We start from the raw sequence: 25,395 nt of genomic DNA on the forward strand, positions 1-25,395 counted from the left end.
AATCCATTTTTCTTCCACATTTTGCTGACACCATCGCAAAAAATAAAAATCTAGGAACAAAAATGAAGGTCATTGATTTAGAAAAGCGCTTTGAGTTGAGGAGTTGGGCACTGCTAGCTGCATTTAACTTAATCTTATTTGTGGGATTTATTAATAGCTCATCAGAAGTGAGCAGCTTACTTTTTAGCTTTTTAGCTTGTGCAGTTACGTTGTTATTAGCGCTACTTGTGTTTAATTCAAAGCGTAATTTAACGGTGTGCCGTCATGGTGTGCATTACCGTAATTTATTTGGGCAATGCCGCCATATGCACGCAAGACAAGTGCAGTTTATTCACCATTACTCATTTTTTGGTTTGCGCTTAGTACTTATTATGGGCGAAAAGTATATTTGTATTGCGCCTTTTTATAGCCTTAATGACAAACATCAACAGCGTCTAAAGCGCTACGATAATGATTTGTTCGATTGGCTAAAGAACTTACAAAAGACCAATGATTTTTGTTAAGCAGGCTGCAATGCCTGCCTAACCATCAATCAGTTATTAGGTTTTATAACGGCTTACATTTTGTTCTAACTGCGTTGCCGTGTCTGTTAGTTCATGCATGTATGACGTTGCTACATCGGTATCATTAGCGGTTTTGTTAGCAATATCGACAATGGTCGTCATGTTTTGATTAATCGCTTCAGACACTGACGTTTGCTCTTCAGCGGCTGTGGCAATTTGTGCATTTTGTGATGTGATAGTGTTAACCGAAAGCAGTACTTCATTAAGCGCTTTTTCGACTTCGCCTGCCTCATTAACACTGGTTGCACTGCCAGATTTGATTGACTGCATAATGCTATTTACAGTTGTTGTTCCTTGCTGTACTTGCTCAATCATTGCCTCAATTTCATGAGTACTATCTTGCGTGCGTTTTGCTAGAGTTCGCACTTCATCAGCCACCACTGCAAAACCACGACCCGCTTCACCAGCTCGGGCAGATTCAATTGCCGCGTTCAGTGCCAATAGATTCGTTTGCTCAGCAATGTTTCTGATCACATCAAGCACACTGCCTATTTGACTCGATTGTTGGTTAAGCTGATCAACTGCATTCGCCCCTTCATCAACTTGTTTGGCAAGGCCATTAATCACCTTTATAGCAATGAGTAATTGGTTGTTAGCTTGTTTTACTAAATGATCGGCATGTTCAGCAGCGGTTGAGGCCTCTTGGGCGCTGCGGGCAACTTCCATTGACGCCGCCGACATTTCGTTTATTGCGGTTGCAACTTGCTCACTTTCTTCATGTTGGCGATTAATACCTGCGTGCATGTTAGCAAGTAGCTCGTTAAGTTTGTGTGACGCTTGATTCATCGATTGCGATGATTGGCGTATATCAATAACCATTTTACCAACGTCATCGGCAAAGCGGTTAAACGAGCTGCCAAGTTTGCCCAGTTCATCGTCTCGTTTCACCATTAAACGCTGGGTTAAATCGCCATCCCCTTGTGATATATCGTTCATTGCGAGTACGGTTGTGTGCAGTGGGCTAGTAATACTGCGTGATACCACCACTGCAATCGCTGCGGTAATTGCAACTGCGAATATTGAAGCGATAACTGTGTTTATAAAGGCATTATCGATACCTTCATTAACCCGTTGTTCTGTTACTGCAACTTGTTGCTCAAGGCCACTGATCCAAAAGCCGGTTCCTAGCACCCAATTCCATTTTGGTACCAAAGCGGCATAGCCGAGTTTAGGGTTTACACTGCCGTTGGTATTTTTCCAAGAATACTGCACATAACCACCGCCTTTCTTCGCAGCATCAATCAGCTCTCGTATCAGATAAACCCCATTAGGATCTTTAAAATCATAAAGGTTTTTACCCTCAAGTGAGGCGTTAACGCCATGGGCAATATTGACACCTTTTACATCATAAACAAACACATAACCTGTATCGCCAGCATCATCAAAACGCAAATTACGCAAAATACTTTTTGCTTGGTTTTGCAATTGTTCAGTATTAGAGCCATCATCTTGTGCGATGAGATGAGCAATCGAACTCATGGCAATTTTTTGATAGTTACTGACTTCGGCCTTTCGGTCGTTTTCCATTTGTGTAGCAAAACTTTCAACGGTTTGCGCACCACTGTGCTTTGACTGCACATAGTTGTAGAGTGTCAGCATAATTGCAATGAGTAGGGGGGGAAGTAGGGCTAGAAAGAGTACCCGTTGCTGTATTGATAGCGCCATTTATCGCTCCTAATAAAAATCCGCAGTACTAGTTTAGTACGTTTAAAGATTTTTATTAGTCGACTTTATGATTATATCAATTGGCTATAAAAGCAGATCTAGGCGACTTGCTTATAAAAATACACCGTTGCGTCAAATTCACCGGAGGAACTTTTCGCAAAACCAGGAATCGTGCCAGCTTCAATGTAATCGAGTTTTCGATACAAATATGAAGCAGTGTCACCTTGGCGGGTATCAAGTACGAGTAATTGAATTCCTAAGATACGGGCGTCGGTTTCTAGGCTATTCATCAATTGTTTTGCTATTCCTTTGCCTTGATATTCGCTGTGCACCATGAGCTTTTCTACTTCACCGCGGTGAGCGCCATTGGCTTTGGCGCACAAAGAAAGCTGCACTGAGCCAATCACCGTATCACCATCAAGGGCAAGATAAAGCCTACGGTAGGGCGTTGCTAAATCGCCATCGACCCCTTGCCAGTAGTCATGTGCTGACTGTAATGATAGCGGGGCAATAAAGCCGATTGATGCGCCACTGGCAACGCTATCAATCAGTAAACTATTGAGTGATTTAGACACCCCTTTAATAGAGTGTACAGCTTTAATTTTCATTATTTATTCTTGTTGAAATAGATACACAGAGCCTAAATTAAGTAAGTTGGTTAACTCATCAAGTGCTTGATAGCTTTCGGTTAAAAGCATTGGATCGGCAAAGTCGTCACTACTTAACGAGTCACGGTAATGCTTATTCGCCCAACTTACTAATTGGTTATATTTTTCTTCGTTGAATCGTACACCCGGATTGACCGCGGCTAGTTCGTCAGTGTTGAGCGCTACACGCAAGCGTAAACAAGCAGGGCCACCGCCATTTTGCATGCTTTGGCGCAAGTCAAAAAAGCGCACTTGCTGAACTGGGTTATCTGCCAAAATCATTTCTTGAATGTAATCGTGAACAGCTTGATTACGCTGACATTCTTTAGGTGCAACCAGCATCATGCTGTCATCACTTAAGGTAATTAATTGGCTATTAAATAAATAGCTGCCTACAGCATCTGTAATGCTCACTTTATTGGTTGGCACTTCAATAATATGTAGCGGTTTATTGCCTAGGTAAGCTTGTTTGATCTGTTTTAGCGTATCAGCTTGATGCAAAAACGCTTGTTCGTGGCATAAAAGTACATTGCCATTGGCCACTGCGATTACATCGTTATGAAAGACACCTTGGTCTATCACATCAGGGTTTTGCTGAATAAATAATTGATTTTCTGGCTTTAGCTGATGTAAACGGGCAATTGCTTGCGAAGCTTCAAGAGATTGTCTTGCAGGAAATTTAACGGGCTTTGGCAAGGCGCTATTAAAACTACTTGCACCATAAACAAAGATCTCAAGCCCTGCATCTGCATGGCTGTCGCATAATCGATTATGATTTGCGGCGCCTTCATCACCAAAAAAACCTTGATCAGGTAAGTGCGTATGATGGCTAAAGTAACGTTCATCGTTAAACATGGCTTTTAATAAAGCCGTAGTTGTAACGGGCTCTAGCGAGCGGTGAAATTTGTTATTTAAGTTAGCAGCCGTAAAGTGCACTTTGTCATCAAGCGTATCGACTGAAGGCGAGATAGTGCCAGCATTGGCTGTCCACATGGCCGATGCACTGTAACAAGCTCGCAGTAAAACAGGGTCGGCTTTAAATGCTTTTTCTATAATTTGGCTATCGCTGCCTGTAAAACCTAAACGCTTTAGCACATTAATGTCGGGGCGAGCATGAGGTGCAAAAATACCTTGTTCTAGGCCTAATTCGTGCATTGCCTTCATTTTTTCAAGGCCTTGAAGCACGGCTTCTTTGGGGTTCGAATGCGAAGAGGCGTGACTTAGTGAAGCGACATTGCCATACGATAATCCCGCGTAATTGTGAGTAGGCCCCACTAAGCCATCAAAGTTTACTTCTACTGCGTGCATACTTAATCCATCATTATTGTGCGTGTATTTTAACCATACAGAAGTTATTTAGCTGAAGCTAGCTAACTCCATTTCTACATTACGTAGACTTTGTTGAAGGCGCTTCTGAGTGGCAATTAAATACGCTTTTTGTTTGTTCTGTTTAACTTGTTGCTGTCGTGCGGCTTTGTATAACACACGCTTAGGAATGTCGTACTGCTCAGACGCTTCGGTGATTGTCAGTTGGTGAACCGAAATTTTTTTAAGCGCTTCAATAAATGCGGGGTCATTATTTAACATAGCGACGCTCCAAATCAGCCACATTATGCGGATCGTTTGCTTCATGCATATGCCATGTGCTGATGTCTAATCGCCAAAGTAGATAAAGAGTGTGAAAGAAGTTAGTCACGTTAGTCTCCTTGTTAGTGCCAGTTCATACTCACTATTGGAAGATCTGTGCCAAACCTTTATTTAAATTAAATACATTAAAAATCAATTGGTTAATATTGGGCGGTAAGGGCGTCCCTAAAAACAGGCACTAAAATAGTGAAAGGTAAGTGCTGTAATGCACTTTAATGATGCGTGTTATTATTGTTGAGTGAGGAAATACGCGATGTGAAATCGCTGATATATGCTCGCACATCGTATCTCGTTTTTCGTAGCAGCGGCTTTATGCCGCGACATGGTTGAGGTAGGAGGATACGAGAATAAAACGCGATGTAAAATCGCTGCTACAAGCTGGCACTTCGCTTCTCGTATCTCGCACCTCGTAACTTGAATCTTAATTTTTTGTTTCGCGCGCCAAGCAAGCGTGACGCCTACGGGTAGCAGCGGCTTTATGCCGCGTTATTGGTGAGGTAGGAGCGATTCGAGAATAAAACGCGATGTAAAATCGCTTCTCGCAGCTCGCTTCTTTACTCTCGTTTCTCGAATCTCGCACCTCGCAACTTATTCCTCGTTACTCAAACCCTTCCAACACAAGCTTTCCGCGAGCTTTATGAGATTCTAAAATTCTATGGGCTTTAATAAGGTTTGCTACGTTTATCTTACCTAAATGCTCACCCAATGTTGTTTTGATTGTGCCGTTATCAACTAAGCTAGCAAGCTCTGAAAGAAGCTGATGTTGGGCAATCATATCATCGGTTTGGAACATTGAGCGGGTATACATAAACTCCCAATGCAACGAAATACTTTTACGCTTTAACTTTAAAATATCAAAGCTTGCAGGGTCGTCGATCAGTGCCAATTTACCTTGTGGCTTGATCACTTCCATAATGCTATCAAGATGTTGGTCGGTGTGCGTTAAGCTCACTACGTAATCAAATTCATTCAGGTCGGCCGCAAGACGTTGCTCGTTCAGGTTTTTACTATGATCAAGAACATGATCAACTCCTAAATCTTTAAGCCAGTTGGCGCTTTCTTTTCGTGCGGCGGTACCAACAACCGTTAAATTGGTAAGCTGTTTGGCAAGCTGCACTAAAATTGAGCCTACACCACCGGCGGCACCTATCACTAATACAGAGGCTGGCTTATTGTTCTTAGATTTTTCAATCTGTAAGCGGTCAAACAATAACTCCCATGCCGTAATACTGGTTAAGGGCAGGGCGGCTGCTTCACTATTACTCAGGCTTGTTGGTGCAAGACCGACAATGCGTTCATCAACAAGTTGCAGCTCAGCATTACTACCTTGGCGCGTTAAGTCGCCAGCATAAAACACACGATCACCGACATTAAATAACGAAACCTTGTCGCCAACAGCTTTAACCGTCCCCACGGCATCCCAGCCAATAACTTTGTAGCCAATGTCTGGTGACACATTAGCGCGAATTTTAGTATCAACGGGGTTTACTGAAATTGCTTCTACGGCTACAAGAATGTCGTGACCTGTGGCAACGGGATCAGGTAATTCAATCGCTTGTAGTGATGAGTCCGATAACGTTGGGGTTGCTGTAGTGTATCCAAATGCTTTCATGATGGTGTCCGTATTGATGAGTTTTGAACACTATAGCGCATCTAGTTTTATTAAAAAGCAGTGTAATCCAAATTCACTTTCAAATAATTTTTGTTAATTGAGGTCACTATTTACTAAATCGAGTAATTCAATCAGTTGCAGTGCTTGTTGTTCGTTAATGCTTGGGAAGCGACAACGAATTTGCGACGGTATATTGGCGGCTTGATCTTGCATCGCCTTGCCTTTGGCTTCGAGCTGCACGAGTCGTTTGCGTTTATCTTGGCTATCTTTGGTGATCGACAACAATGCTTTATCGCTCATTTTTTTCAAAATTTGCGTCATCGCACCGCCATCAATGGCGGTTTTTTCAAGTAATTCAGCAATGCTGATCTGATCTTTTTCCCACAGCGCCATCATCACTACGTATTGCGGGTAGGTTAAATCTAATTGATTAAGAGAATCTCTATACGCACGGGCAATCCCATTCGATGCCATATATAAGCGATGGCATAGTTGGTTATCTAATTTTAGTTGTGGGTATTTCATACTCGATCCTCAAAATTCAATACGAGTATTTTAATTTGCATACAAAGTATTTGCAATCCCGAAAAAGCTGATCTAATATATTTTGCATGCAAATTATATTTTCACTCAATTAGGAGAGTAATCATGAAAGAACTACAAAGCGTCGCATACACAGCAAAAGCAACAGCAACAGGTGGACGTGAAGGCACAGCAAAATCAGATGATGGTCGTTTAGATGTGGCACTATCAACTCCTAAGGGGTTAGGTGGTGATGATGGTCAAGGTACAAACCCTGAGCAATTATTTGCAGCAGGTTACGCGGCTTGTTTTATCGGTGCATTAAAGTTAGTGGCTGGCCAAGCAAAAATTAAATTACCAGCTGATACTCATATTAACTCAGAAGTATCTATTGGTCCTATTGAAGGTGGTTTTGGTATTGCTGTTAAGCTTGCGGTATCGGTAGGTGATCTTGATAAAGACACCGCTCTTGCACTTGTTAATAAAGCGCACGAAGTATGCCCATACTCAAACGCTACACGCGGTAACATTGCTGTAGAGTTATCAGTGATCTAATCGCTATTTATCAAAATAGGCCGTGCTTTATGCACGGCTTTTTTGTTTTTCAGCAATCGATTTTGCTAAATCACCTGAACCCGTAAGCGCAGATACTAGGCCTTCGCGTGGTTCACTAAATTCTATTGGTTTTATCTTGCTTGCTCGGGCTGCATCGAATACCGGCACTTGGCTCATTGCATATTCCGACAATGCGGTAATGGTTAATGATGGGTTTACCCCTAAATTACCCGGTATGATTGAGCCGTCAATAACTCGTAGGTTTTGATAGCCGAACACTTCTCCGGAGCTATCAACTACGCCGTTAGAAGCATCAGTCCCCATGGCGACTCCACTCATTATATGCGCCGTCATCGGGGCACCAAATAGCACTTCAGATAAGGCTGAGCCTGGCACGCCACCGAGTTTTTCGGCGTAGAGTTTGGTTGCTTCTTCTGCTTTTGGAAAACTAACACTAAGCGGCGTGTCATTGTCTTTTTGCACCGCAGTAATGCCGTTTTTAAATAAGCGATACCATTTACGTCGCCATTCAAGGTGAATAAACGCCTCGGATTTTTGCATCACCAAAAAGAGAATTGAGCTGCGGGCTTTTCCTTTTGGCCGCAAGACTTTGGCTGTTTTTATTGGATGGCGCAGTGTATTCACTAAAAACTTAGCAATACGCTTGAGGCCTTTTCCAGTCACCATGGGAACGTAAGGTAAATATAGCCATGTGCCATCGGCGCCTTCTCTAAACCGGCAAATTTCAATATTGGTGTCTTTGTCGACCGAAATAAATGAGCTGATCGCAACACCATCATCAACTTTTTTAGTAGTGTTGTTCGCGGTGGTGAGGGTTTCTGAATTAGTGCGAATTTGCTGACCTAGCCAAGCTGAAATATTGGGCAATGTTTTGTCTTTATCGCGCATTTTTAAAAGCAAAGGCACGGTGCCCATGACCCCTGCGCTTAGCACAACGCCACGTGTTGTTAGCGTATAAATATGGCTGTTGCGATGACTGGTATCTTTAATCTTAATTTTGTATCCTGCACTGCCATCTGCATTGAGCGGGGTGATTTTGATTACTTCAGAGCTGGGTCTTATCTCTACGCCATTGCGTTCGGCAAAGTACAGATAGTTTTTCATTAAGGTGTTTTTGGCATTATGGCGACAACCAATCATGCAGCTACCACAGTAATGGCAGGTATTTCGCCTTGGACCATCGCCATTAAAGTATGGGTCGGGTAGCTCTTTGTTATAGGCTTCGCCGGGTTTTGCAAAAAGCACCCCGGTATTCACGGTTTTGAACGAGTCACCTTGACCCATCTGCTCTGCAATCTCTTTTAGTGTGTGATCGGCAACATTGGTATAGGTATTTTTGGCACTGCCTAACATGCGCTGTGCAAGGCCATAGTAGGGCATTAGGCTTTCTTTCCAGTCTGATTTTATGCGTGTCCACGCTGGAGATTGAAACACTTCATCATCAGGAATAAGTTGCACATTGGCATAAATTTGTGAACCACCACCCACACCCACACCATGCAGCACAGTGACTTTGCTGGTAAACGAAAATTGAATGCAGCCTTTTAGGCCAATTTCTGGCTGCCACATATAGTTTTTGATATCTAGGTTGGTTTTTGGAAACTCTTTATCGTCGCGGCGTAGGCCTTTTTCGAGTACTAAAACTCGGTTGCCTTTTTCGCTTAGGCGAAGCGCACTCACAGAGCCGCCAAATCCAGAGCCTATAATAATTTGGTCAAAATCAAATGTGTGTTGCTGCATTATTATCACCTGTTGGTGTTTATTATTATGAATTTAATTTACTTAAAAAGGCTAAAAGCTTATCGGCAAACCTGCCGTAAGGCGGCATTAAAAATTTCACGCTCGAAAACTTGGCTTGATAAAACACCGGACGTAATTTTGAAAAGGTTAAAAAGCCTTCATAGCCATGGTAATGCCCCATACCACTGGCACCTACGCCACCAAAAGGTAAGTCGTGCTGACCGACATGAAACAGGGCATCGTTAACGCTTACACCCCCCGACATCACCTGCTCAATATAAAAGTTAATAAGCTGTTTGTTGTAGCTAAACGGGTAAAACGCTAAAGGCCTATCTCGCCCTGCAATATAATCAACGACCTGCTGCGAGTCTTGATAGGTTTTTACCATTAAAATAGGTCCAAATATCTCGCGGGTATCAATGCTCATACTGTCATTGCTGTTTAAAATTAATGTCAGTGGCAGTTTTCGCGTGTTGGCATCAGCCACTTGGTCGCTAAGCGTAATAACGTCAGCGCCAAGTTGTTTGGCTTCTTCAATACAGTTTGTAAGGCGTTTAAATGCGCGGTCATCAATAATGGCTGTGTAATCTTGGCTATTGATATCTGGCACATGTTTCTTCGCCCAGCGAGTTGCTGTATCGATAAATAGCGCAAGTTGAGACTGATGCACAAATACGTAATCAACATTGGTACAAATTTGCCCAGCGTTCATTTGCTTTACATACATGATGCGCTCAACAGCTTTTTGCATCGGGTAATCAGTAGCAATCACAGCAGGAGATTTACCTCCTAACTCAAGGGTTACAGGCGTTAGATTTTGCGCTGCGGCAGCCATCACTTTTTTACCGGTTTCGCCTGAGCCTGTGAACATTAGATGATCAAAGGGGAGCTTTGAAAAGGCGATGCCTACTTCACCAGTCTCACAGTAAAATTGCAGCTTTTCGGGTTTGAAATAGTGGCCTACAAGCTCCCCTAAAAGCGCACTTAAATGCCGAGAGTTTTCAGACATTTTAACCATCGCCTTGTTAGCTGCTGCAAATGCAGCAGCTAATTGACTAAAGGCTAAATTTATCGGGAAATTCCATGGCACAATTAACCCTACAACACCAAGCGGCTGGGGAATAACTCGGTTCTTTGCCCCTAAATACATACGGTGATCAACATGTCGCTTTTGCACTTTCATCCACTTTTTAAGGTGCTTTAAAGTGCTATTGATATCTGCACAGGCATTAATGATTTCGGCAAGTAAGGTTTCATGGCGAGAGCGATTACCATAGTCTTGATTAATGGCCTCGATAATACGTGCTTGGTTCTCAGTAATCATGGCTTTTAACGCAAGTAAGTGTTCACGTCTTTGCTGGTAGTTTTCAATACCCTCAGCTTTAGCGTGGCTGCGCTGCGCGACTAAGTCGGCCATTAAAATGTTGTCGATGTTTATCGGTTTTGCTGCAATGTTCATCTGTAAGTTCTGTTTGTCAGAGTTTGTTCTAGCATAAATAAATCACTTGCAGTTGATTTGACTTTTTAGGACACTGAAATGACTCTTTAGGACAAAAGGCACACTGCGTGGAAAGTTTAATTCGCTCTTCTAGTTTAGCTGGGTTTGAGAATTTAGTGAGGCAATATGGTGTGAATCCAATTACTTTGTTGGAGAAAGCAGGTATTTTACCCGCACAGTTACGCGACCCAGACAGCTTTGTTGTTTACGCTCATTACCTTGAGTTACTTGAACTTGCTGCCAAAGCGTGTGATGAGCCATGTTTTGGCTTAAAGCTTGGCGCATCACAAAGTATGAGTACTGTGGGCTTGATTGGTGCTTACATGTCGCGCCAACCTACGATTCTTGATGCCCTCAATGTTGCCCAAAAATACATATACCTGCATGCTGAAGGTATTGTGCTAAACCTTGCCCTGCTTGGGCAAACGAGTTGTGAGGTACGTTTTGTCCGACTGTCTGACGAAAAACACGAGTTTGAGCAAAAATCTCAGTTGGCAGTGTGTTTGGTCAATAAAATATTAAAAGAATTAGTTGGCCCGAAATGGCGCGCCGATAAAGTGTGCTTACGGCAATCTGTCGCAGTTAAACAGCGGCCATTATTTAATAAAGTGCTTAATTGCGAGGTTGAGTTTAACAGTGACGTAGATGCGATTTACTTTTCAAGCGCATTTTTATCCTATAAACCCCAGCTCAATGATGCCATTTTAGACACCTTAATAGCGGATCAACTTGAGCTGCAACGCCTTAATAAACTCCCCGATGAAATGCTGCAAATAGAAGGTGCGATGAAAATGTTGCTAGCAACCGGTGAGTGCAATAAAGAAAATACCGCCAAAAGTGTTGGGCTACACCCCAAAAAGCTGCAACGCATATTAACTGAGCATAACACCAGTTATCGGCAATTGTTGGACGAAGTTAGAAAGTCAGAGGCAATGCGACTATTACAAAAAAAGCATATCAATATGACCGACTTAGCACTGCGTTTAGGCTATGCGGAGCTGTCGATTTTTAGTCGTCGCTTTAAGTTATGGTTTGGTATGTCACCCACCGAATGGCAGCATAACTTGCGCTAACTTAACAAAGCAGCTTAATTACAGCAAAACTTCATACTTTTTTTCTAATTGTCCCTGTGTAGTCATGCAAATGGTCTAAACTATTAGCAAACCTACAATAAAAACAGGAAATGTCGATGCGGCAGTTAGCATTAGCGAAAAAGTTATTATGGCTTACGGTAGGCAGTATTTTTATTACTGTGTTTGTTTTATCAAGTGTTTTATGGTGGCAGCTGTCAAGCAGCAACCAGCAGTTAGCTGCGCAATCAGAAAAGTTGATTGTTGCAGAGGTGGAGGATAAGCTCGCTTCAAATGCCGCCGCATATGGTGAACAAGTTGCTGGGTTTATTAATGAAGCGTACCGAGTGCCTTATTCATTTGCCGCTATCTTAGGTGACAACGATGCGGCAGCTACCTTAACCCGCGATGCTGTGGTTGAGTTGAATCGCTCTCTATTACAAAAAAATGATATTCTTTCATCTATCTACTCGCAATTTGAAGCAAATGCGTTTGATGGCCGTGATGCTAATTTTATCAGCGGGTATGATCATTCTGTAGCAGGCGTTGGCACACTAGAAATTTATTTCACGCGCAACCGAGACGGCGTAATTGAGCAACAAGTGGTTGACGATGTAGCTGAAAAATATGTGGATACGCTCAATGAATTTGGCCAGCGGGAAGCTGAGTGGTACTTGTGTGTAAAAGACACCAAAGTGCCTTGCATTATGGAGCCCTACCTATACGAAATCACCCCGGGTTACTCTGAAATGATGACCTCTCTAACTGTGCCCATTCTTCGTGATAACGAATTTATAGGTGTTGCTGGGGTTGATTTAACATTGCCTGTATTTCAAAGCATGACCGAAAAGCTCTCAAAAGAGCTGTATAACGGTAAAGCCCGCGTTACCTTGCTAAGTTCACTCGATTTAGTGGTTGGTAGTAGCCATTACAAAGATAAGCTAGGCAGACCGTTAAAAGAGGCGGTGACTAAAAGCATTTTAGACAATTACGTAAAAGCGAAAAAACAAAGTGGTGTATTTAAAGTTGGTGATGAGTATTTAGTTAACTACCCAATTAGCATTAAGCTTGCGAAAACACAGTGGAACTTATTGATTGAAGTACCCGCTGAGCTTGCCCTTGAAGGGCCGCATGCACTGGCAAATAGCATGAGTGAAAATGCCAATACACTAGGCGGTTTAATCTTGGTTACAGGTATTATTATTGCTGGTGCAGCCTTTGTTATCATGACCTTAGTGATCCGCACAATTGTGGCACCACTACAGCAAATTCAACAGCGCGTTGATAACCTTGCCAGTGCTGAAGGTGACTTAACTCAAACCTTGCATGTTGATACTCACGCTGAGCTAATCGCATTGGCAACTGGCTTTAATGCGTTTCTTGCTAAATTACGAGATTTAATTGGTGAGCTTAAAAATGTATCAACGCAAACCAAAGAGCAGGCCCACTTAGCAACTAGTGTTGCTGTTGATACTAAGCACAACGTTCAAGCGCAGTTCCAAGAGATTGAGAGTGTTGTGACCGCCATGAATGAAATGAGCGCAACAGCCCTTGAAGTGGCAAGAGCCTCAGAGCAGTCAGCGCAACAAGCTGATGAAATAAACAGCCTTGTTGTGAGCAGTGAATCGAGCTTGTCGTCTGCGGTTACCCAAGTTAAAACCATGTCAGATGAAATCAAAGAGGCCAATCAAGCGGTTGAAAAAGTTGCGGCACGCAGTAACGACATCACCCAAATTTTAGATGTGATCAGAACAATTGCAGAGCAAACTAACTTACTTGCACTGAATGCAGCAATTGAAGCGGCAAGGGCCGGTGAACAAGGCCGTGGCTTTGCGGTAGTGGCTGATGAAGTAAGGGCACTTGCTTCAAAAACACGTTCATCAACCGATGACATCAGTGGCCTAATCGACAGCTTACAGCTAGAAGTAGGTAACGCTTCTAAAGTAATTGAACAAGGTGTTGTGCGTGCACAAACCGCGGTAGATGAAACCTCCGTTGCATTTGATGCATTACATGAAGTTGTCGTCAAAGTGGATGAAATCACGCAGCAAATTACCCATATTGCAACGGCCGCAGAAGAGCAAAGCTCAGTCACAGAAGAGATAAACCGCAACCTGACGTTAATTTCAGATGCCGCATCGCAACTAGCTGAGCTATCTACCCAAGCCGGAGATGGTAGCCAAACCCTCAATGCACTCGTTGCACAACAAGATGATGAGTTGAATAAGTTAAAGACGAAATAGTTTTAAGGTGCTAGGCGCTAGGCGCTAGGAGCTAGGAGCTAGGTTCGAGAAAAACGCGATGTAAAATCGCTACTACAGACTCGTTCCTCGATTCTCGTAACTTTACTCTCGTTCCTCGTAACTAATACCTTGTTTCGCGCGCCAAGCAAGCGTGACGCCTACAAGGTAGCAGCGGCTTTATGCCGCGACAAAGGGTAAAAATATCGTTATGCGATGAAGTAATCGAACCTAAAATCGATTAAGGGTGGTTATACATCGCTCGTAATTGTTAGATAATTATTTTTACCAAAAGTAACGTAATAAATGGGTAAAAATAGACCCGATAGTAAGTTCCTGCTCATAGTGTTTGAAACAGTTACTTTATTTGATTGAATATCTTTGACAGAAAGTTTAGGGCTAGAGCACCAATCAATGGAGAACCAGATAAATTCAGCGTCATCAGGTATTGTGTAGTTGGCTAAAGAGTTGGGTTTGACTTTGCCGATTTTTTTAGAGTCGGCCCATAAAGTGTAATCTCTAATTTTATCATGATATTGTTTTGGTCTGGTTACTTCAATTTCCATTTGAACCTCACAAGGATAGTAATTCCATTAAACTTAACGGGCTTATAGCTCGTTTTCTTCTATAGTCAGTGTATTTTTAACAGAGCCGTTAATTAATTTCTAGTCGTATAGTGCAAGGAATCTTAGGCCCATGCTCGCATCTCGCAACTTTACTCTCGCATCTCGCAACTTTACTCTCGTAACTTTACTCTCGTAACTAGCAACTCGTAACTCATTCTAACTACACTGCGCCTGATTACGGCCTTGGTTTTTGGCTTGGTACAACGCTTTATCAGCGCGTTTTAACATCGATTCTATACGCTTATCGCTTGCTTGTAAGGTACTTACGCCAATACTCACGGTGAATACAACGTGGTTGTTGTCGGCGATGATGTCTTGTTGTTCGATATCGGCTCTAATCTTTTCTGCAATAACAAATGCCGTGTGGTTATTTGCCATAGGTAAAAATAAGACAAATTCTTCTCCACCAATGCGCCCCGCAATATCTGATGATCTGCTATGTTGGATGAGTTTATGCGCTGTGGTTCGTATTACTTCATCGCCAGTAGCGTGGCCAAATTTGTCGTTTATAGCTTTAAATTGGTCTAAATCTAGCAGTAACAGAGAGCAAGTACATTGCGCGTCATGATATTTTGCAAACTGCTGATTAACCTTTTCGAAGAAGCCGCGGCGATTATAAAGTTGTGTTAAATGATCTGTTACAGATAAGGCTAATGCCTCATGCTTAGCACGTTCTAGTTCATAGGTTCGCTCTTCTACTTTTTGTTCGAGCATGGTGGTTAGTTTTTGTTGCTCTTTCTTGCGCTGAATAAACACGGCTTGAATAAGTAATACCGCTGAAAGAGTAAATAAAAAGAAAAACTGCATGGTCACTTCTGCTGTTTTAGGATGATGATAATAAAAATACCCCCAGCCTTGATTACTTCCGACCCAAGCTGCAAAAAATACTAACATATTCATGCAGCTGGTGGCGGTTGGTGATAACCGCGTAGCGGCATAAAGCAGTGGAAACAGCAGTAATGCAGGCTGTAAAAATGGCAATGTCATGGTTGTGTATGCGGGGCCAAAAATAAAATAACACAACAAAACCACGGTAAAAGTAAGCAACAGAAGTTTAGAAAATTCACTAGGGGTGACCGTATGAGGCCAATTTCGCCATAAAAAGTAAAGGGCAGGGGTGAACACAATTGCTGCTAAGGCATTGCTAATACTCCAATTTAATATGCCTACATACAAGCCATTAAACCACTCGATACCAACTAGTGAGTATATGCCCACACCGAAAAGCGCAGAAATCACGCCAATCGCAATGCAAGCAACAATAAACACCCTGGCTAAACTGGTAACGCTCGTCAGCAGTGTGTGTTGTTTAAGTTTTCGGTTAATTAGCCAAAATGCAGTCAAAGCAGCGAGAGTATTACCTGTGGTTGTAGCGGCATTTATTGCTATGTGTTTAAACGTGAATGGGTTTAAGCCGCTGAGATAAAAGTAAAAAAACACAACTAAACAGGTGCCTGATGCAACGCCCAACCAGGCTTTACGACCAAATAACATCAAGCCTGCCAATGCGACTCCTGCTGGAGGCCATACTGCTAGTGTTTTTAACACTTGCATGGTAAACAAGCCAAACAGCAGATAAACAGAGCAAACAATGATATTAAATTGCCAAGGCTTGAGCTGTGTGTTCATACATCCCTTTATGCGCTTATGTGAGAAAGCCACCGACTGGCGAGTTAGCATTAATCAAACTACTAATAAATTAGTATATTAGTAGTTAGGAATTAGGCAAATTCAGTTAATTTAAAAGTAGTTTTTATAACACTGTTTGCTATTCATACAATTTATTAGACTAATAGTTAATGTGCTTAAAAAACAATCTTTTGCTTACTCTTTAAAAGCGCTAAATATAAATAAATCATTAATTATCAATTGTTTGAGTGTATTTTATGAGTCTCTCAACTTATTAAAAACACCTATTTTATAAATTCATACCCGACCATTTGCCTAATCGTGTTTTGTATCTGGCTGCTTTACCCTAACTGCATAATAAAAACTCACACAATTTTTCAAGATAGGCAGTAGGAGAACTCATGAATACGAGGCAGCAATTAGCGTCAAAAACGCCTGCTGAACAAGGATCGGATACTCATACCGACCAGCAAAGCTATCAAGCACTTCATAAACCAAGTAGTGAATTTTCGAGTCGTGACGAATACCTTGAACACGAATTACAAATTATGCAGCCTAAGCGCTGGCGTCCTAACTTACCATTTCGTGATTATCGGTTTGAATTAGAAGACTCTATTCCTGCCATGGCAGGGACCATAGGCAAGGTGGTTATGGTGGGTGCAATTGCTGCAACGTTTGCAGCGCCACTGGGCTTAGGTGAAGGCTTTATTCTAGAAAATGTGCGCTATGAGCTGTTAATTGTATCGATCTTCATTTTATTATTTTCAGGCTTCTTTTTACCAACAGCAAACTTAGCGGGTACGCATGGCCCGCTTATTCCTTTGATCCCGATTGTAGTTGCTGCGGGTGGTCACCCAATGGCCTTCGGTTTACTGATAGGGGCGTTTGGTCTATTACTGGCGCTTAGTAAAGGCGGGAGTTTACTGGCGGGGTTAACCAGCCGAGGCGTGTGTGGCGGTTTACTGCTTTACCTTGGTTTTATTGGCACGATTTCGCAGGTTAAAAAGCTATTTGCATGGGCTGAAGGCATTGATATGACCCATATCGCTTTCATTGTGATCTTGTCGACTATCGTGTTATATGCCTTACTTGAGCACTTCAAAAAACGTTGGTTAGCAGTGCCTTTAAGTTGCTTACTTGGTGGTTTAATCGCATTTTTACTGGGTGCACCGTTTGAGTTTAAAACAGCGCCGGGTTTACCAAATATGAACCCAATGTATTGGTGGGGTGAAAATACCGGTTGGATGCTGGGTTTACCAACCCTAGAGAGCTTTGTGGTGGTATTGCCATTCGCGGTGCTTGCGGTTGCTATGTGGTCACCTGACTTTTTAGGGCATCAAGTATTCCAAAAAATTAGTTACCCAGAACGCACAGAAAAAGTACAAATGAACATTGACGATACCATGTTCAGTGCTTCAATCCGCCAAACGTTTGGTTCTTTGTTAGGCGGCTCTAACTTTACCTCGTCATGGGGAACCTACATCGTGCCAGCAGCCATCGCTAAACGCCCAATTCCTGCCGGAGCGGTGTTAACGGCATTATTTTGTATTATTGCCAGTATTTGGGGTTACCCAATGGATTTAGCTATTTGGCAACCTGTGTTATGCGTCGCGCTAATAGTTGGTGTGTTTATCCCGCTTCTAGAAGCTGGTATGGAAATGACCCGCGAAGGTAAAACTACGCAATCGGCTGCTATTGTGGTGTTTTCATCTACTTTAGTGAATCCTGCATTTGGCTGGTCATTAACTATGTTGCTCGACAATCTGGGCTTAATTGGTTGTAAAGAGCGAAGCTCTGAGCTGTCTCCAATGAGCCGTTGGATAATTCCGTTAGTGATGTTTGTTATCTTGACAAGCGTGATGGCAATAGTAGGGATGCTGCCGGGGATCCCAGCATTAATGGCTGACTTTAGGCATTGATAAAAAAGGGTAAGGTGATAAACGCCTTACCCTTTTTTAAAGCTTTTATTTAAACTTAACTGTTTTTTCGCTGCGGGTGTAAGTTCGAGTATCGGGTTTTGTCCACTGGCCTTTTTTAAGGTAAGAGGTCGACACTACAAAGCTGTTGTCTTTAAACTCGCTTGTCGATTTCACCTTAGTGATCCCTTCTTTATTACCCGTTACATTTTCATAAGCAACAAATTGAGTAGGGCTAAGTACATTCATTGTGCCTTGGGTATAAAAACCTGCCGTAGTGAAGTAATAAAACACCAAAGACTGCTTTTTATTGTCCCAAAAAATCATCGACTCACCACCATATTCACCTTCATTGATAGAGTGAATGGTTTTAATCGCCGTGCCATTTAGCGCGCGTTGCCAAGTACTCACATCTTGCACCGCAGGTTTACCTGCTGCGACATTAAAGTCTGACTGCCAGGTGCCTAAGTAAGGCTCAAACACTTTTAGCTTGTCATCAAGTTGTTGATCTACAGCCATAACAGAAAGCGAAGATAAGCAGATTGATAGTAAAAGTGATTTTAGGTATGCCATAATAGCGTCCCGATAAAATTAATTTGTTTTGCAGAGTATAGGTGATAATTCGTTGATTAAGAAAACATTAATTACATTTTCATTGTTGTTTCTAGCGCTGCTATGGCTGATATCGTGGCAACTTAATATTACCTACTTTATTGCAGGCACTTACAGCGTAGCGAGCTTAATAAGCTTTTTGGTATATGGCTGGGATAAACGTTTAGCGATGCAACATGGCGAGCATGTGATAAGAGTACCTGAGCGTACACTGCATATTTTGGGGTTAATCGGTGGCTGGCCAGGTTCATTAATTGCGCAGCAATGGTTAAGACACAAATCCAAAAAACGCAGTTTTATTGCCGTACTTTGGCTAACAATTATTGTTAATGGCAGTGCACTGTCGTCACTGTACTATTTGCAGTTAATTTAAAAGAAGATCAAAAAAGGAAAGCCGCTGCTTTCCTTTTTCGTGAAAACGACTTATTGTGCAGCTTGAATTGATTCAATACTATCAAGCTCAATCGTTAGAATCGTTTTCTTATCAACAACAACCCATTTGCGGTAAGTTAAGTAACCAGGTTTTGTTACTTCAATGTCGTACTTACCTTCATTAAGTTCGATACCATCTTCATAAACAGGTTTAATATTCATAATACGAACACGCGCATCATCAGGTGTTGTGACCACTGTTAATGAAATTACCGATTCATCTACAACCACTTCAGGTGTTACTTCTGCAATAGGCTCTGGTTGGGGCTCAACATCATAGTTTGATGAACAGCCGGCTAAAACCAATAATGCAAATAATGCGCTTAACTTTTTCATAAATACTCCATTTAATAGTTCACAATAAACGAAATCGCTTATAGTTTGAAAACTTATGAATAATCAAGGAATAACAATAGAGGTGGGTAGCTATTATTCGTCTTCCGTGACTTTCATATTTATCATCAATAATAAAATTTGAGATATTTTAGTATGTATCCTAATAAGGTTCAAATTATAGTTTCATTAATATTATTAAATAATGATTTTTAATTATTGTGTGTATTGTGGTTTTAAAAATAGTAATTATTAATTTTCATCATTGTTTTCTTTATCAAGCGCTATGCTGAATTTTCCCTGCCGAGTGATATTAAAAATCGCACGTTGCCAATTTTCTGGTTGATTTTGTATTGCAGAATCAAACAGTGTTTTAAATAAATCAATAATATGGTCAGAAACGGCAATAGGGTGCTGAGTTTCATCGGCCTCTTTTTCATAAAAAGCCTGGCATGTAATGACCTCATCGTGCTGGCAATCTAAAACTAACATTGCTTTCGACCAGTCACCGTTAATTTGTTGATAGAGGTATTGACCTAGTTGCTGTGGTATTTGTGAGTTGGGTGTCATGTGCTGTCCTTAGCATTGTTGTTTTGTTATAAAGTGCCGTTTTCGTATTTATTGGCAAGCTCTTTCCATGTTTCAAAAAAACCGCCTTGAAATAGGTAGCTATCTGAAATAATTAATGATTGATAGCCCGAGCCATCAAAATCTTTGCGAGAATAGTTATATAAACTATAACCTTGATCGCCTCTAGCATTTAACCTCCCCATTAAACGTGTAAGGCCGATATCTTCACCTTCAACTAAATCGTCAGTGCTTATTTTTCCATGGGGTAACCCACCTTCGTGAGGCATTTTAGTAAAAAACTCAAACTTATTAACGAACCAAGGTAAAATTGAAAGTGGTGCATCAAATTGTCTAGTTGATAGAAAATTAGGTTTATTTTTACGTTTAACAATTCGGTGCGAAACAATTGAAAGGTGATTGCTTTGAATAAAAAAGGATTCAAAGTCACCAGGATAATTCAGCTCATCCTCAATTCTCACTAAAAGTCTGATATCTTTTGGTGGCACTTCCGGATCTTTGATTTCAATAAGGGGAGGCAAAAATTGTTTGGTCATGTTAAATTCCGCTTTTAATTGGTTGAATAATAGGAGTAATGTCTATTGCATTCCCAAATTGTTCTAAGTTGATCAGCTTTCTCTCAAAATTAAATGTTTCAACTGCACCATACTCATTTCCTTCTAATAAACTTTTTGTTAAGCCGTTACCTAAGAAGTGATGGTTATTGCCAATAACTCTTTGCATTTCAAGCCTTATTTTTATTAAATCATATTCACTTTGGTTTAAATCTAAACTTTTAAAGTAGTCTACTGCACCTTTTGTATCCCACTCAGCTTTCATAAAGTCAGAATTTAATGCATTTGAATAGAGTTTACTGTACCTAGCTTGAAAATCAGGAGTAAGCAACGTATCGAGTTGTTCTGACGTAAATACTTTTGATAACTCATCTCGCGCAAAATTATTGAGGTTTTCATACGTAGGCACAATACTTTTGGTATCTGCTAGTGCATGTGTCTTTTGTGTATCTATAATAATAAGTGAGTAATTTTTATTTTGGTCATAATCAAGCCCCAAAACTTTACTGATTATTTCTGGATCGGAATCTGCATTTTCTAATTGGTCAAATGTAGTTGACCAATACTTTGCACCAAAGCCCGTCTCACCTCTAAAAGGCGCTCCTAACAATCCTGGCTTACCGTCATACTCTAAATATGATGATTCCATGAAGCGCACATGAAATCGTTCACTTATTACAGCCCCACTTTTTGCTAAAGCAGTTAACTCTTCATCTGTGTATTTAGCCACATAGCCATGTTTTAGAAGGTTTTGTCTTGCGACTTCGAGTCTTAGCTGAGCTTCTTTTAATGACTTAGGCTCTGGACGGCTTCGCTTTTTGCCGATGGTGAGTTCATCATCAAGTTTCTCTATTCGGGGCCTTGTTGATCAAATGCAACTCTCTAACAAATTCACTTAACTTACTGATATTTAGGCAGACCAAGGGTGTTGATCTTATTTAGCGCCTTCACTTTGATCATCGCTTCAACCAGTTGGCGATTGTAATCACGCGCATTTAGCTTAGCCCCCATCAACTGTTTAAAACGGTACATCGCTGTTTCTGCTAATGAGCGAACATGATATCCACTGAGCTTTTTCCATTGTGTGATTCCTAACTTATTGCACAACATGACAGCCTCATTGCGTGGATGCTTATCAGTCCACAGGCGTGCATTCTCTCTCGGCGGGATAACAGGTATCGCGCCTTTTTCAGTTATTTCTGCATAGCAGCGGCGGCTATCATAAGCACCATCAGCGCTCACTCTATCTATACGCCGACGTAATGGTCTTATCAAATCTTGGAGGGTCTCGCCGTCGGTGACGTTACTGAGCGTCATTTGCGCCCCCACAATATCATGCGTGTTGGCATCCACCGCAAGGTGCAGTTTTCGCCACTTTTTTCTTGCCTTTACGTGGTGCTTCTGTGCATGCCATTCACCTTCGCCAAACACCTTAAGTCCTGTGCTATCAACTACAATATCTACAAATCCAGTGGTGCGGACTTTACTGCGAAATTTAATATTCAACTCAGCACTGCGCTTACACAGACAACTGTAGGTTGGGGCTTCAAGCGGAAGCTTCATCAAAGATAATACCGATTGTGTGAACCCTTGAAGTGCCCTGAACGATAAGCCAAAGACAGCTTTGAGTGTTAAGCAAGTTTCAATAGCAAGATCAGAGAAATGATTAGAGCGGCCACGCCCACCGTGAGTACATTCGTTATACCAATGACGCGTTGCTTTTTCGTCAAACCAGAAGCGAATATTACCGCGGTTAACGAGGGCTTGATTATAGTGAGACCAGTTTGTGATTTTGCTCATTGTTGTTGCACAGGCTAGTAGGATATAGATGATCTGATCACAGGCTGGCAAGATAGTTCAAACTTTTAGGAAACAACGCCTCTATTCGGTCGACTTGGTGTTGCTCAGTATTACCTTTACGAGAGTAGTTTAATCGTTTTAATTTAATAGCTTCAGCTAATTTTTGAATTGCTTGTGCTGCTTTTACAAAATACCTTGATTTTGAAATAGCTGAAACAGCAACACCTGCTCCAAAGGTTAATAATGCAAAAATGATTTCAAAAGCAAGTTGACCTGCCATTCTGGTTTTCTCAACGCTAGAATGGGCATCAAAATAGTCGTAAGGGAAATTTGCAATTAATGTACGCGCTTGTTCATCTTGCGCAATCATAATCAGTGTTTTAAAGCCATCAGCAACGGCTTCAAACCCCTCGGTCGTATTTTCTAATATTAACTCTATTTCTTGTCGTAAAGCTTCTATATCACCTTGAACTAAATGTTCGAGTAACCGCCAACATGCGGCCCCTATGTCGAAGATACTTTCACCTACCCATTCAACTAAATCCGCTGTACCAGTAACAATACTTGCACCTTGTTCATATAGACCAGTTATGAATGCGCCTGTGTAGATTAATCCCTGCATAGCTATATTTTCTTGAGCAATTAAATCTTCTTGGATTTTGGCTTGACTGCGAATTTCTTTCACCATCGCAGTTAAATTGGTCTTTAGCTCTTTTCTAAGGGTGTTCACATCATCTTCAGTCGCACCAATAAATTCAATAATGACGTTACCTGGGGCTACATTATCTATGGTCGCTAAGCCGTTACTCAATGTTCCTTCGTATAAAGTGTTGTTTGAGTGCTGAATTTGAAAAGCAATATCTTCAACCGGAAGGCCATCACTGTAAAAGTAAGCAAGTTCAATGACTTTATCTTGGCGTGTTGCAACTCCTGAATCAGAAATATCGAAATTAGTAACGGCTGGCACATTTGCAGAGGATATAGTCCTAGGTGCACGCGCTGTACTTGGGCTTTCAATATCGTAATTAACGGGGCCATCAAAATTTATAAATGTGCCATCGAGGGTGAGTACATCGGTGGCAATAATCTCAACATTTCCTTGACTGTCGAGTTTAATTTCGCCGCCTTCGTTATGTAGGATTAAATCACCACGGCCTGAGCCTGTAATCGCGATTGACTGGTTAGTTTGCAAAAATGTTGAGCAATTGGGGGCCGAAATAGTTAAGTCACTTGAGTTGGTTTTAAGCTGAATATCGCTTTGCGCAAAGGCTTTAACTGCGCGACCACTGACCATCGACAGTGCTTGACGAGATTCAATGAGGGTGTTTTTTCCTTGCCATGCTTGGCTACCTGCACTTTGCATGTTGATATCGCGGTTTTGAGTGCTGAGCGAAACATTGTTTTTAACATCAATAAACTGATTATTTTTAATCACAAACTGAATGTTGTCGTTCTCAGTTGTTAGGCAGAGGTCTTTACCTGCATGTAAGTTAATGGTGCCGAGCTGGCTTATCCATTCTATAAATTGGCGGCCTGATTTTTTGGCATTGAGCTCAAGATAGTGCTCACTGGCTAAGGTTTGTAAAATGATTTTAGGTGCTTGCTTGTCATCATCAAACTGCAGCTCGTTTTGCGCCGCACTGACCAGCCTGTTTTGTGTATTATTTGCAGCGGTGACAACGCTTGGCTGCGATTCATTCATCGCAAAACCCATTAAAAACGTGTTGTTAGGGTCGTTATTTATACAGCCAATAAGTACCTCAGAACCACCAACAAGGGGGAAGTGCCAGCCAGTGGCCTGAGGTTGGTTTTGACATGCGTATAAAGCAAGTTGCTGAATTGCTTGGCTTGATTGCGCAATTGGCCTTGCCGTTGTGTCAAAATCAGTTCGCACACGGTAGCAACCTAAATCATCAATGAAACTAGAAGTCGTTAAAGACTCTACCTTAGCCGGAAATACCATAGGTTTGGCTTGATGTGGCAAAGGTTTGGCTTTAAAAGGCGTACCACGTTCGATAAATTGGGCTTTACAACTATAGCGTGTTAAACCTTGGTGACTATTTTCGTCATTAGGTTGTTCACTGCTGTGATACACGCTAACACACAGTAAATCAGCACTACTGCCCGTGCCGGTTTGATCGTCAATTGCAACTGAGCTACCCGCAAATAAATCACATACATTACCCACTAGTTGCGTTGTTTTATTAAGAGAGGCTAACGCGTTACTGAAATCTTGCGCTTGTAATGAGGCGGCACTGGGTGTTGATGCGCATGGTTCAAAGTAAGATTGACTGTTACTTGCGACCTTTAAATATTGTCCATGGGCCACGCAGTCAGTGCGATCATTGTAAATAGAGTGATGTACTTGGCTGTTAAAAAAGCCAACATAAGCGGTATTTTCATCGTTATTCATACCGGCCGAGTTTTTGACTGATACAACACCGCGCTGCAAATATGGGCTGTTTAAGTTACTATCACTGATCACTAACAGTTCAATGTTATTTTTTGTTTCAAACCAAATAAACAAGCCAAATTGGGTTAGTATGCGTTGTAGAAAGTGCCAGTTGGTTTCCATTGCTTGCACACACTGTGGAAGCGCTGGCAATGACGAGCCGACACGAAAATCAATTTGCCCTGGTGAATAGCCAGCTTGGCCTGCTAAATAAAAAATAACATCTTTTAAATTAACGCCAATAAAAACCTTACTATTTGTAATGTTTTTTAATGTACTCAATCTATCTTTAATAATTATTTTATATCGATATTTACCTTTGAATGTACCTAAATTGTCACACTCAAAAATGATCCCTGCTAGGTGGCGAAAAAAATTATCTTTATTAACGAATGTAATTAATGCGCTTTGTAAAAGCAGATGCTCTAATAGAATTTGCTGGCTGGATTCACCAATGAGAATAAACTCAAACCCTTGATTTAATTGTTCAATCCCATCTACCTGAGTGACATTTAGGGTTATGTTATTTACATCAATTAATAGTCGAGAATTAGACACATCCTTGTCCTTTTTTAACTAAGTCCTGTAGCAAGAAACGGGAAAATACACATTTATTAATCAATGTTCAATAGAATAATTGTAATAATAATAATTGCGCCATAATTTTGTTCAT

23 protein-coding genes are annotated in these 25,395 nt (G+C 41.4%); 6 read left to right on the forward strand and 17 right to left on the reverse strand.

Annotated elements, in window-relative coordinates; translation table 11 throughout:
* The first annotated feature begins 62 nt into the window (after positions 1-62).
* Positions 63-503, forward strand: a complete 441-nt coding sequence (locus J8Z28_RS19425; RefSeq protein WP_063528152.1) for a hypothetical protein — start codon at positions 63-65, stop codon at positions 501-503.
* A 36-nt stretch (positions 504-539) separates the two neighbouring features.
* On the opposite strand, the gene J8Z28_RS19430 is transcribed toward J8Z28_RS19425, so the two are convergent.
* From J8Z28_RS19430 to J8Z28_RS19455, 6 genes are all read right to left on the reverse strand, one after another.
* The gene (locus J8Z28_RS19430; protein WP_063528153.1) at positions 540-2,228 is read right to left on the reverse strand and encodes a methyl-accepting chemotaxis protein; all 1,689 of its coding nucleotides are present in this window, start codon (positions 2,226-2,228) and stop codon (positions 540-542) included.
* A 98-nt stretch (positions 2,229-2,326) separates the two neighbouring features.
* Positions 2,327-2,836, reverse strand: a complete 510-nt coding sequence (locus tag J8Z28_RS19435) for a GNAT family N-acetyltransferase (RefSeq protein ID WP_062565821.1) — start codon at positions 2,834-2,836, stop codon at positions 2,327-2,329.
* A 3-nt stretch (positions 2,837-2,839) separates the two neighbouring features.
* On the reverse strand, positions 2,840-4,183 hold the full coding sequence (gene astB / locus J8Z28_RS19440) for an N-succinylarginine dihydrolase (RefSeq protein WP_250660840.1): 1,344 nt from the start codon (positions 4,181-4,183) through the stop codon (positions 2,840-2,842).
* Between the two features lie 48 nt (positions 4,184-4,231).
* Positions 4,232-4,462, reverse strand: a complete 231-nt coding sequence (locus tag J8Z28_RS19445; protein ID WP_054562555.1) for a helix-turn-helix domain-containing protein — start codon at positions 4,460-4,462, stop codon at positions 4,232-4,234.
* Positions 4,463-5,120: 658 nt separating this feature from the next.
* Positions 5,121-6,134, reverse strand: a complete 1,014-nt coding sequence (locus J8Z28_RS19450; protein ID WP_250660841.1) for a zinc-binding alcohol dehydrogenase family protein — start codon at positions 6,132-6,134, stop codon at positions 5,121-5,123.
* A 93-nt stretch (positions 6,135-6,227) separates the two neighbouring features.
* Positions 6,228-6,659, reverse strand: a complete 432-nt coding sequence (locus J8Z28_RS19455) for a MarR family winged helix-turn-helix transcriptional regulator (protein WP_250660842.1) — start codon at positions 6,657-6,659, stop codon at positions 6,228-6,230.
* Between the two features lie 123 nt (positions 6,660-6,782).
* On the opposite strand from J8Z28_RS19455, the gene J8Z28_RS19460 reads away from it, so the two are divergent.
* On the forward strand, positions 6,783-7,211 hold the full coding sequence (locus J8Z28_RS19460; protein ID WP_054553604.1) for an organic hydroperoxide resistance protein: 429 nt from the start codon (positions 6,783-6,785) through the stop codon (positions 7,209-7,211).
* A 27-nt stretch (positions 7,212-7,238) separates the two neighbouring features.
* Here the strand turns inward: J8Z28_RS19460 and J8Z28_RS19465 are convergent, their stop codons facing one another.
* Positions 7,239-8,972, reverse strand: a complete 1,734-nt coding sequence (locus tag J8Z28_RS19465) for a GMC family oxidoreductase (RefSeq protein WP_250660843.1) — start codon at positions 8,970-8,972, stop codon at positions 7,239-7,241.
* Positions 8,973-8,997: 25 nt separating this feature from the next.
* Positions 8,998-10,431: a coniferyl aldehyde dehydrogenase gene (locus tag J8Z28_RS19470; protein ID WP_250660844.1), complete on the reverse strand. Its 1,434-nt coding sequence runs from the start codon at positions 10,429-10,431 to the stop codon at positions 8,998-9,000.
* A 107-nt stretch (positions 10,432-10,538) separates the two neighbouring features.
* On the opposite strand from J8Z28_RS19470, the gene J8Z28_RS19475 reads away from it, so the two are divergent.
* Both J8Z28_RS19475 and J8Z28_RS19480 read left to right on the forward strand, forming a co-directional pair.
* A complete protein-coding gene (locus J8Z28_RS19475) occupies positions 10,539-11,543 on the forward strand; it encodes an AraC family transcriptional regulator (RefSeq protein ID WP_250660845.1) in 1,005 nt (334 codons plus the stop codon).
* A 116-nt stretch (positions 11,544-11,659) separates the two neighbouring features.
* A complete protein-coding gene (locus tag J8Z28_RS19480; RefSeq protein ID WP_062565817.1) occupies positions 11,660-13,783 on the forward strand; it encodes a methyl-accepting chemotaxis protein in 2,124 nt (707 codons plus the stop codon).
* A gap of 248 nt (positions 13,784-14,031) precedes the next feature.
* Here J8Z28_RS19480 and J8Z28_RS19485 read toward each other — a convergent pair whose 3' ends face one another.
* Entirely contained in the window at positions 14,032-14,346 is a 315-nt protein-coding gene (locus J8Z28_RS19485; RefSeq protein ID WP_250660846.1) for a hypothetical protein, read from the reverse strand.
* Positions 14,347-14,562: 216 nt separating this feature from the next.
* On the reverse strand, positions 14,563-16,035 hold the full coding sequence (locus tag J8Z28_RS19490; RefSeq protein ID WP_250660847.1) for a sensor domain-containing diguanylate cyclase: 1,473 nt from the start codon (positions 16,033-16,035) through the stop codon (positions 14,563-14,565).
* Between the two features lie 401 nt (positions 16,036-16,436).
* Here J8Z28_RS19490 and J8Z28_RS19495 point away from each other — a divergent pair, with 401 nt between their 5' ends.
* Positions 16,437-17,954 (forward strand): DUF3360 family protein, encoded by a 1,518-nt coding sequence (locus tag J8Z28_RS19495; protein WP_250660848.1) that lies wholly within the window; start codon positions 16,437-16,439, stop codon positions 17,952-17,954.
* Positions 17,955-17,999: 45 nt separating this feature from the next.
* Here the strand turns inward: J8Z28_RS19495 and J8Z28_RS19500 are convergent, their stop codons facing one another.
* Positions 18,000-18,524 (reverse strand): hypothetical protein, encoded by a 525-nt coding sequence (locus tag J8Z28_RS19500; RefSeq protein ID WP_250660849.1) that lies wholly within the window; start codon positions 18,522-18,524, stop codon positions 18,000-18,002.
* A gap of 52 nt (positions 18,525-18,576) precedes the next feature.
* Here J8Z28_RS19500 and J8Z28_RS19505 point away from each other — a divergent pair, with 52 nt between their 5' ends.
* Complete coding sequence (locus tag J8Z28_RS19505) at positions 18,577-18,936, forward strand: DUF1294 domain-containing protein (protein WP_062565812.1); 360 nt, start codon at positions 18,577-18,579, stop codon at positions 18,934-18,936.
* Between the two features lie 50 nt (positions 18,937-18,986).
* On the opposite strand, the gene J8Z28_RS19510 is transcribed toward J8Z28_RS19505, so the two are convergent.
* The 6 genes from J8Z28_RS19510 to J8Z28_RS19535 all read right to left on the reverse strand — a co-directional run bounded on the left by J8Z28_RS19510 (position 18,987) and on the right by J8Z28_RS19535 (position 25,280).
* Entirely contained in the window at positions 18,987-19,331 is a 345-nt protein-coding gene (locus J8Z28_RS19510; RefSeq protein WP_175082849.1) for a hypothetical protein, read from the reverse strand.
* Between the two features lie 249 nt (positions 19,332-19,580).
* A complete protein-coding gene (locus J8Z28_RS19515) occupies positions 19,581-19,898 on the reverse strand; it encodes a DUF600 domain-containing protein (RefSeq protein WP_175082848.1) in 318 nt (105 codons plus the stop codon).
* A 26-nt stretch (positions 19,899-19,924) separates the two neighbouring features.
* Positions 19,925-20,452: a hypothetical protein gene (locus J8Z28_RS19520; RefSeq protein ID WP_250660850.1), complete on the reverse strand. Its 528-nt coding sequence runs from the start codon at positions 20,450-20,452 to the stop codon at positions 19,925-19,927.
* Between the two features lies 1 nt (position 20,453).
* Entirely contained in the window at positions 20,454-21,200 is a 747-nt protein-coding gene (locus J8Z28_RS19525) for a hypothetical protein (RefSeq protein ID WP_250660851.1), read from the reverse strand.
* Between the two features lie 170 nt (positions 21,201-21,370).
* Entirely contained in the window at positions 21,371-22,270 is a 900-nt protein-coding gene (locus J8Z28_RS19530; protein WP_250659373.1) for an IS5 family transposase, read from the reverse strand.
* A 37-nt stretch (positions 22,271-22,307) separates the two neighbouring features.
* Positions 22,308-25,280, reverse strand: coding sequence for a contractile injection system protein, VgrG/Pvc8 family (locus J8Z28_RS19535; RefSeq protein ID WP_250660852.1), 2,973 nt, complete (start codon positions 25,278-25,280; stop codon positions 22,308-22,310).
* Positions 25,281-25,395 lie beyond the last annotated feature (115 nt).

Origin of the sequence: Pseudoalteromonas sp. SCSIO 43088 (genome assembly GCF_023650795.1) — a bacterium.
GTDB classification, from domain to species: Bacteria; Pseudomonadota; Gammaproteobacteria; order Enterobacterales; family Alteromonadaceae; genus Pseudoalteromonas; species Pseudoalteromonas shioyasakiensis.